The sequence below is a fragment of the Actinomadura sp. NBRC 104412 genome, assembly GCF_030269515.1.
In the GTDB taxonomy this organism is placed as follows: domain Bacteria; phylum Actinomycetota; class Actinomycetes; order Streptosporangiales; family Streptosporangiaceae; genus Spirillospora.
In genome coordinates this window covers 1-8,074 of sequence record NZ_BSTM01000061.1, presented here as the reverse complement: position 1 = coordinate 8,074, position 8,074 = coordinate 1, and the positions used below count along the sequence as shown (strand labels likewise).

The window sequence follows — 8,074 nt, the reverse complement described above, 5'->3', positions numbered from 1 at the left end:
TGCCAGAAAGTCGGCCACGAAAGCGACACCAATGATGCTGATGTGACAATTGAGGCAATCAGTGCTTAACTAATCAATAGATCGCGAGGTGGCCTTCTCATACACCACCCGCCTGGACGCGGCCGCCCTTTCAAGAGCCGCCCGAACCGCGAGGGGTCGTTCTTCCTCCGACAGTTCATCCAGCTCGTTGCTCCAATCGGCCGCTGTGCCATCGTCCAACGGCCTGCGTCCCCAGATGCCCAGCGCTCACCCGCTTCGACGCCATAGGCTTCCCCAAACCAGCAGCCTTAAGACGTTGTTTCGTTTGGTCGGATCGATATCCGTCCGCCGGGCGATGGTGGAGCATCTGGTTCCTGATGAGTTGTGGGAGTTGTTCCAGCGGGTCGTGCCACCTGCGCCGACCCGTCCTCAGGGAGGCCGGGCGGCGGCGTGCCGACGATCGTGAGGTGCCGGCGGCTGTTCGTGGCCACCATCGGCTGCACCTGGCGGCAGGTCCCGCCGGTGTTCGGCGCCTCCTGGCAGACCATCTCCCGGCGGTTCGCCGAATCGAGCGCCGCGCAGGTAGGGGCCAGACTGCACCAGGTCCAGGCTGGATGAACCCGGCGCGGCAGGTGAGCTGGACCGGTCGCGATGCGCGATCGACTCGGCGTCCGCGCGAGCAAGAAGGAACCGGCAGGCCCGAATCCTGATGACTGTGGACCGGCCCGCCCGCCGGTTCACCGTAGGGACGACGGTTGGCCCGAATCTGGGGCGTTGACTCCTGTTGACCGCGGCGCAAACGGGTCGAAGATCCAGTGCTCACCGAGCGGACCGGCCTGCCGATCTCTGTCGCAATCTCCGCCGCCGACACCCACGACAGCCAGGGCCTTCAACCTCTGGTGGCAGGTATCGCGCCGATCCGCTCACGGCGCGGACCGCGCCGCCGCCGTCCGGGCAGGCTGCACGGCGACAAGGGATACGACCACCCGCACCTACGCCGCTGGTGACGCTCGCGCCGCGGCATCGTAGTGTGCATCGCGCCCGCTGCGGCATCGAGTCCTCGCTGGCGACGTTGCGACTACCAACGCCGGTGACGCCCAAGGGATCGTTGAATGGGGCTGGAGTAACTAAGGTCGTCCGTTGATGACATACGTGATGATTGACCACCTGGCCTACGTCCGGGAACTGCCCGGTTTGGAAGCGGCCGCCGAGATCTTTGACGAGGCCGTCCGATCCATCCTGCCCCACGGTTGCTCGGGTCAGGCGTTGTGGTTTTGTCGTTCAGACGAGGGAGACCCGTCCAAGGTTTCCCTAGACGGCTACAACAACGGTGGTAAGGGGCTCCGCGTCGAGATCGACATCGACGTCGACCGGGCCGCCTTGACCTGGCTCCCCGACGAATCCATTGCCGTCGAACTGCCGCCAGGCGACCCGTTGCGGGTCATGTGGTTCCTCGACGCGCCGGTGATCACTATCCCCGGCACCACGGTGAGAACCAGCGCGGCGACCGCCCGGCGCGCGGTGATCGAGTACCTCGCCACCGGCCATCGTCCCAGCACCGGCATCACCTGGATTGCGCCCGAGCCTATGCCTGCCACCGACCACGGTCCCTGGGATCCTCGTCATACGGATGGCGGACCCATGTCCGGTCCATCACCGAATCGGTAAGTGCGGCTGGAGTATTGGGCGCGCCTGTATTGCAAACCGCAGAGGCCGGTTCGAGCCGCAGTTGACCCATCACTCCACCGTCGGGTGGTGGTCTAGGGCCCGTTCGAAAGGGCCGGTGGTGGGGACCCGGCGTGTCGGTGCTCGATAAGTGGCGAAGTCTCCGGTAGGTGGTGCTTCGACCAAGAAGACCAGTGTCCCGGAGACCTGGTGGCCACCCTAGCGGTGACGGGACGGTTCGACCTGACCGACGCACAGTGGGCGATGTTAGAGCCGCTGTTGCCTGCTGAGGTTCGGAGTGTGACGTAAAGAAACCCCTGGCGGGTTGATCATCACAATCACGTCGTCCGGCCAGGGGTCTCTGCGTGCTGGTCTACTGTGCCGCCGTCGATTTGTCGCGTTCAACGCTGAACTACGTGGCCGGGCTGATCCGCCGTCGCCGCAAGGCGATCGGGTCGACCTGGTGGCTGCTCAACCCCGGCCGGCAGGTCCTGCTGGTACTGGTCTACCTGCGCAAGGACGAGACATCCGCGCTGGCCGAGTTCTGGCTGGCTGTGGTCAGGTGCGCATGGTGGTTTTCCACAGAACGTCGTTCACCTGTTGTGTGGCTTGCGGGATCGCGAGGCTTGTCGTGGGCGCTGGTCGAGCGTCTTCCAAAGGTGAAGGGAGTGCGCATGCTTTCGGGGGTCAGGGCGATGCCGCGAGGAGGTAGGAGGGATCTCGGGATGTCGACGGCCGAGTACGCGGTGGGCATGATCGCGGCCGCGGCGTTCGCCGGGATCCTGTTCAAGATCGTCACGGGTGCGGAGGTGCGCGGTCTGCTCTTGGACATCGTCAAGCGCGCCCTGCAACTGGCCGGATGAAGGGCCAGCGCGGGATGGTGACGGTGGAGATCGCGGTCGCGCTGCCCGCCCTGGTGTTGGTGACCGCGCTCGGCATCTGGGGTGTGACCGCCGCGTCCATCAAGTTGGCCTGCCTCGATGCGGCACGGAGCGGTGCCCGGGCCGCCGCACGAGGGGAGTCGCTTGTCTCCGTCCGCGCTCTGGTCGCGCGTTCGGTGCCGGCCGGGGCGACGATCCGGATCGCTCGGGATTCGGGTACCTCCCGAGTCGAGATCGACGCACCTGTGAAAGGGCCGGTAGCGGCGGATCTCCCGCCCCTCGTCATCCGGGTACGCGCAACGGCGGTCACCGAGCCCGGGACGGTCGAGCTGGGCGGCTCCGGCTCAGAGAAGCCCGGGGCGCGGGTACGCAGTGGGTCGTGAGAAGGGGGCATCGGTGGGGGCTTGGCGGGACCGCGGGTCAGGGACGGTCTGGGTGGTCGCGTTCATGGCGCTGCTCTGGTTTGTTGGGGTCTTGGCCGTGACGGTCGGATCGGTACGGGCGGCTCGGCATAGGGCCGATTCGGCCGCCGATCTCGCGGCGCTCGGGGCGGCCGCCCGGGTCGCCGACGGGAGCGGAGCCGCGTGCCGTGTGGCGGCCGTGGCCGCTGCTCGGTCCGGCACGCGCCTCTCCGGTTGCGTCGTGCGGGGCCGGATCGTCGACATATCGGTAGAGCTGGGGCTGCGGGTGCCGTTCGGAGTCGGCGAGCTCAGGGTCGGCTCCGAGGCCAGGGCTGGCCCCGCGAGATCCGGCAGCGTAACCTGACGACCCACTTCGTTGTACTGAACATCAATAGAAGCGCCGGAGGTGTCCGAAGCCCCTCGTACGGGATCCTTGTCGGCATCCTGTGACTTCTGTTACTACGTGGTACGTTACGTTGCGAGTAAGTGCGCAGGTACCACTCGACGCGACGGTTGCAATGGCGGCTCACCCGGCCTGGTGAGGTGCTGTTGGAGGCTCGTTCGAGAAGGGGTTGGAGCCGTGACCAGGATCCGCAGAACCGGTGCGATCATGCTGGCGGCACCCCTCGCGATGGCCTTCCCTCTTCTCGGGGCGTCGATCCCCGCCAAGGCCGCCTCGACGAGCGTGCTCTATCCGGAGAACGGCGCCGTGATCCGAAGCGGGTCCCAGCTGACCGCTTCCGCCGAGTTCGACTTCGCGCTCGACATGCATCTTCGCGCGGACATACCCGGAGCAGGCAACACCTTCCTCGCCAAGCGCAGCCTGGCCGGCAAGCTCTCGGGCACCATCCCGCTGCGCCGCAATGGCGTCTACAGGGTCTTCCTCCAGGGTGGGATCACCAAGCACGTGTACGACTCGAACACGTTCACGGTGCGGATCCCACCCGCGCGGCCCGGCGGCGTCTCGGCCAAGGTCTCCGGAGGCAAGCTCTCCGTTCGCTGGAACCTCGGACTTGAGGACGACATCTCGGGCTACACGGTCACGGCGGGCCCGGCAGGCTCCAAGAGCGGAAGTGCGGGTGCTCTCTGCGGCGGGTCGAGTTGCAGCACCACCTTCAGCCTTCCGTCGGGCACCACCGGGACGGTGCCGGTGACGGTGCGGGCCAAGCGTCCCGATGGCGTTGGCGGCTCGGTCAGTTCGGCTTCCGCCTCCACCAGCGTCACGGTGCCCAGTACTCCGCGGAGTCCACTCGGATCGCTGCCGTCGTCGGCTCCAGGGAGTCCTTCCACGGTCGGCAACGCACCTTTGACCCCGTTCAACCAGAAGTCTCCTGTCACGCTGCCCTACGTCCAGCCCGACGGAGCGGTCCCCGGCATCGCTTACCCGGCACCGCAGGTGGCGGACCGGGCCAAGCCGAAGGCGGGCGACGCTTCGGCCATCAGTAGCCTGGAATGGGGCAAAAGCCTGGGTATCGCTCTGGTGCTTCTTGTCCTGGCGGCTCACCTGGGTATGTGGACGCGGCGTATGCGCGTGGCTCAGGCGGGTCTGAGCGAGAAGGGCAAAGCGGCGCGTACGGCACGCAGCGGCACCGGGCGTACCAGGGTTCGTCGAGCACGTGAGCAGATCGCGCGGGCCGAAGCGGCCGCGAAGATGACCAAACTGCCCGAATCGCAGGCGGCCGATAAGCCCAGCGCGCGCCGCTGTAGCGGCGACACTCCGGTCAAGCAGGCCCTGCGCGAGTCTGCGGTGTCGCAGGCTCGACACCGTCCCGCCACCTTGGGCACAGCCGCCAGCGGTGTCAGCGTGCGAATCGCCTCTTCCTCCGCGGGGGGCCGCCGCAGCGGTCGGGGAGAGAGAAGACGGCGCCGCTGAAGCCTCCCATCACGTCTGTGGGTGCTGCGGCGTGGAAGCGCAAATGACCGTTCGGACACGCCGTCCATCCACGGCACCTGATCTGGGCCCAGATCGCACACGAACGCACCCGCTCTTGTCGACCCCAGGCCAACGGCGAGGCGGTGGTGTTGGTGGTGCGGTTGGGAGATCTGGTGTTGGAAATGGGGAGGGTCTAGGCTCCCTTGCCAGCCGAGATCTCCTGGATGGCCCGGAATCGCGGAGGAGACGCGCGACATGATCTTCTTGGGGCTGGTGGTAGCGGTGGCGGCCGTCGCGGCCGGAGCGGCCGTCGTGTTGGAGAACAGGGAGTCGGTCGAGCTCGTCGCCTTCGGCGAGACGGTCCCCGGGGTCACCGAGGAGTGGCACGTCTTCATGGCCGGTGCCGTGGTGGCGATCACCTTCATGGCGGGTCTTGCCGTGGCGATCCTCGGAGTGCGGCGTTCGCTGGGGATCCGCAGGGAGCTCCGGGATCTGCGGGACGAGCATGAGGAGTCGCTGCAGACGCTGGAGATGGAGAAGCGTCAACTGGAGCTCGAGCTGGCTCAGGTACGGCGGAACACGCCGCCGCCCCTACCTTCCTCGACTTCGTGATGGGGCGCTGAGGGACCTACGAATGGTCTGGCAGCTATCGGGCGGGAGGCTCTGGCTGCGAGGTTTCTTGGCTAGGGCTTAGGGGCTTGGCGTAGGAGCTCGGCCAAAAGGAGCAGGGCTCCTTGCTTGTCCAGGGGGTCGTTGCCGTTTCCGCATTTGGGGGACTGGATGCAAGAGGGGCAGCCGGTTTCGCATTCGCAGGCGGCGATGGCGTTGCTGGTGGCACGGAGCCACTCGGCGGCGTTGGCGTAGCCGCGTTCCGCGAAGCCCGCACCTCCCTCGTGGCCGTCGTACACGAAGACGGTGAGAAGGCCGGTGTCGGGGTGGACGGCGGTGGAGACCCCGCCGATGTCCCAGCGGTCGCAGGTGGCGAACAGGGGGAGCAGGCCGATCGCGGCGTGTTCCGCGGCGTGGGCGGACCCGGCCAGGTCGAGGTCGCCCAGGCGCTCGATCTGGGACTCGGAGAGCGTCCACCAGACGGCTCGGGTGCGGAGCGTACGGGGAGGAAGCTCAAGGGGCTTCTCGCCCAGCATCTCGCCTGTTTGGAGGCGGCGCATCTGGTACGCGACGACCTGGCGGGTCACTTCGACCGTGCCGTAGCAGAGGGTCGCCTCGCCCCAGGCGGTGGAGCGGAGCCGTTCGACGATCCGGATGTCGGTCACGTCACGGGCGGTGGTGGAGTAGTCGGGGTCGGCCGCCTCGACCAAGGCGACGGAGTCGTCCAGGTCGAGGGTCTGGACGAGGTAGGACTCCCCCTGGTGGATGTAGACGGCCCCTTCGTGGACGGTGGTGTGGGCCGACGCCTCGTCCACCGTGCCCAGGAGGCGGCCGGTCGCGGACTCCACGACCTGGATCGGGGCGCCGCCCGCGCCGCGGATGTCGGCGAGGTCGGCGGCCTTGTCACGGCGCGTCCAGTACCAGCCGGTGGGGCGGTGGCGGAGCAGGCCCCGGCGTACGAGGTCCGGCAGAAGGTCTTTGGTGGACGGCCCGAAGAGTTCATGGTCGGCCTCGGTGAGGGGCAGTTCCGAGGCTGCCGCGCATAGGTGCGGCTCGAGAACGTAGGGGTTGTCAGGGTCCAGGACGGTCGCTTCCACGGGTGTCCCGAAGATGGCTTCGGGGTGGTGGACGAGAAAGGTGTCCAGGGGGTCGTCCCGGGCCACGAGGACTGCGAGGGCCGGTTGTCCTGAGCGCCCTGCGCGGCCTGCTTGCTGCCAAAGGGAGGCGCGCGTTCCGGGCCATCCGCATACGACGACGGCGTCCAGGCCCGAGACGTCCACGCCCAACTCCAGGGCGTTGGTGCTGGCAAGGCCGACGAGTGAACGGGAACGGAGAGAAGCCTCCAACGCGCGCCGTTCCTCGGGCAGGTAACCCGCACGGTAGGCCGCGACCTGGTCGGCCAAGTCGGGGGCCACCTCGTGCAGCGCGCGCTTGGCTCCAAGGGCGACCGACTCGGCGCCACGCCGGGACCGTACGAAGGTCAGGGTCTGGACGCCCTCAACCACAAGGTCCGCTAGGAGGTCCCCTGCTTCGGCGGTCGCGGTACGGCGTACGGGGGCGCCGTGCTCGCCTCGGAGGTCGGTGAGGGGCGGTTCCCAAAGCGCGAAGGTCGCGGGGCCGCGCGGCGAGGCATCGTCGTGTACCGCCACCACGTCCAGTCCGGTGAGGCGGGAGGCGGTGGCGGCGGGCTCGGACGCGGTGGCGGACGCCAGGATGAACGTGGGCTCCACTCCGTAGCGTGCGCAGATGCGGCGCAGACGGCGCAGCACGTGGGCTACGTGGGAGCCGAACACGCCTCTGTACCCGTGCGCCTCGTCAATCACCACGTACCGTAGGCGCCGCAGGAACGCTCCCCAGCGCGCGTGCGAGGGAAGGATGGAGCGGTGCAGCATGTCGGGGTTGGTCAGCACGTAGTTGGCGTGCTGGCGTACCCAGGTGCGCTCGTCGCGAGGAGTGTCCCCGTCGTAGGTCGCCGCGCGCACACGGGAGAGCCGCAGCGCGCGTAGGGCGCGAAGCTGGTCGGCTGCGAGCGCCTTGGTGGGCGCGAGATACAACACGGTGCCCTCGCGCCGCGCGTCCTCCTCATAGATGGCGGCGACGGACGGTAGCAGATAGGCCAGCGACTTCCCGGACGCGGTGCCGGTGGCGATGATCACAGAACGGCCGGCGTGAGCGTGCTCGGCCGCCGTCGCCTGATGCTGCCAGGGTGCCTCGACCCCCGCGGCCGTCAACCGGTCGCGCAGCAGCGGAGGCGTCCAGTCCGGCCAGTCCGTGCGACGGCCCTCACGTGCCGGAACGGTCTCCACATGCGTGATCCTGTCGCGCCGCGTCGGATCCGCGAGCAGCCGGTCGAGTGGGGACGAAGCTCTTTGGACGGCCATCAGGTTTTCAGTGTGCCAGCCGGGGAACGACAACGGGAACGCCCCGGCGCCGGTGGCCGTTAACCCCCTGCCTTGACCAGTGGATCAGCAGGTCAGACGGACGGCGCGAAGTTTCGCCCGAGTGGGCGATTATCTGCGTGCGCGATGCCGGAGCGTGGGTTCACGTCCACTGGAGTGGTGTATGGGGTCTGTGTGATCTATGACCGGTTCGTGTCGTGATGGGCGAGTCCCCGTGACGTGAGACGGCCACCTCGTGATCCTTCGAGTCGACCAAGACCAGTGAAG

General features: G+C 67.8%; 8 protein-coding genes and 1 pseudogene. 7 read left to right on the top strand and 2 right to left on the bottom strand.

All coding sequences use genetic code 11. The features are described from left to right. Positions 1 to 69: 69 nt before the first annotated feature. Positions 70 to 237, bottom strand: a complete 168-nt coding sequence (locus QSK21_RS36330; RefSeq protein ID WP_352231379.1) for a DUF4259 domain-containing protein — start codon at positions 235 to 237, stop codon at positions 70 to 72. Positions 238 to 334: 97 nt separating this feature from the next. Between QSK21_RS36330 and QSK21_RS35390 the strand changes: the two are divergent. From QSK21_RS35390 to QSK21_RS35360, 7 genes and pseudogenes are all read left to right on the top strand, one after another. Further along, a pseudogene (locus QSK21_RS35390) lies at positions 335 to 983 on the top strand (IS5 family transposase); the annotation flags it as partial. A 139-nt stretch (positions 984 to 1,122) separates the two neighbouring features. Further along, positions 1,123 to 1,647 carry a hypothetical protein gene (locus tag QSK21_RS35385; protein ID WP_285702131.1) on the top strand — a complete coding sequence of 175 codons (525 nt, stop codon included), beginning with the start codon at positions 1,123 to 1,125 and terminating at the stop codon, positions 1,645 to 1,647. 362 nt (positions 1,648 to 2,009) lie between these two features. Beyond that, complete coding sequence (locus tag QSK21_RS36440; protein ID WP_502871631.1) at positions 2,010 to 2,507, top strand: DUF4244 domain-containing protein; 498 nt, start codon at positions 2,010 to 2,012, stop codon at positions 2,505 to 2,507. Continuing rightward, complete coding sequence (locus tag QSK21_RS35370) at positions 2,504 to 2,908, top strand: TadE family type IV pilus minor pilin (RefSeq protein WP_285702130.1); 405 nt, start codon at positions 2,504 to 2,506, stop codon at positions 2,906 to 2,908. The genes QSK21_RS36440 and QSK21_RS35370 overlap by 4 nt, the downstream gene beginning before the upstream one ends. Then, positions 2,898 to 3,290 (top strand): Rv3654c family TadE-like protein, encoded by a 393-nt coding sequence (locus QSK21_RS36325; RefSeq protein WP_352231378.1) that lies wholly within the window; start codon positions 2,898 to 2,900, stop codon positions 3,288 to 3,290. The genes QSK21_RS35370 and QSK21_RS36325 overlap by 11 nt, the downstream gene beginning before the upstream one ends. Before the next feature lie 216 nt (positions 3,291 to 3,506). Next, positions 3,507 to 4,799, top strand: a complete 1,293-nt coding sequence (locus QSK21_RS35365; protein WP_285702129.1) for a hypothetical protein — start codon at positions 3,507 to 3,509, stop codon at positions 4,797 to 4,799. A gap of 255 nt (positions 4,800 to 5,054) precedes the next feature. Continuing rightward, positions 5,055 to 5,411: a hypothetical protein gene (locus tag QSK21_RS35360; RefSeq protein ID WP_285702128.1), complete on the top strand. Its 357-nt coding sequence runs from the start codon at positions 5,055 to 5,057 to the stop codon at positions 5,409 to 5,411. A gap of 71 nt (positions 5,412 to 5,482) precedes the next feature. On the opposite strand, the gene QSK21_RS35355 is transcribed toward QSK21_RS35360, so the two are convergent. Beyond that, entirely contained in the window at positions 5,483 to 7,789 is a 2,307-nt protein-coding gene (locus QSK21_RS35355; RefSeq protein ID WP_502871630.1) for a DEAD/DEAH box helicase, read from the bottom strand. Positions 7,790 to 8,074: the final 285 nt, after the last annotated feature.

Excerpts from the sequence above, each read along its gene's own strand:
- QSK21_RS35355 (WP_502871630.1), bottom strand. The coding sequence starts at position 7,789 with ATGGCCGTCCAAAGAGCTTCGTCCCCACTCGACCGGCTGCTCGCGGAT.
- QSK21_RS35360 (WP_285702128.1), top strand. The coding sequence starts at position 5,055 with ATGATCTTCTTGGGGCTGGTGGTAGCGGTGGCGGCCGTCGCGGCCGGA.
- QSK21_RS35370 (WP_285702130.1), top strand. The coding sequence starts at position 2,504 with ATGAAGGGCCAGCGCGGGATGGTGACGGTGGAGATCGCGGTCGCGCTG.
- QSK21_RS35385 (WP_285702131.1), top strand. The coding sequence starts at position 1,123 with ATGACATACGTGATGATTGACCACCTGGCCTACGTCCGGGAACTGCCC.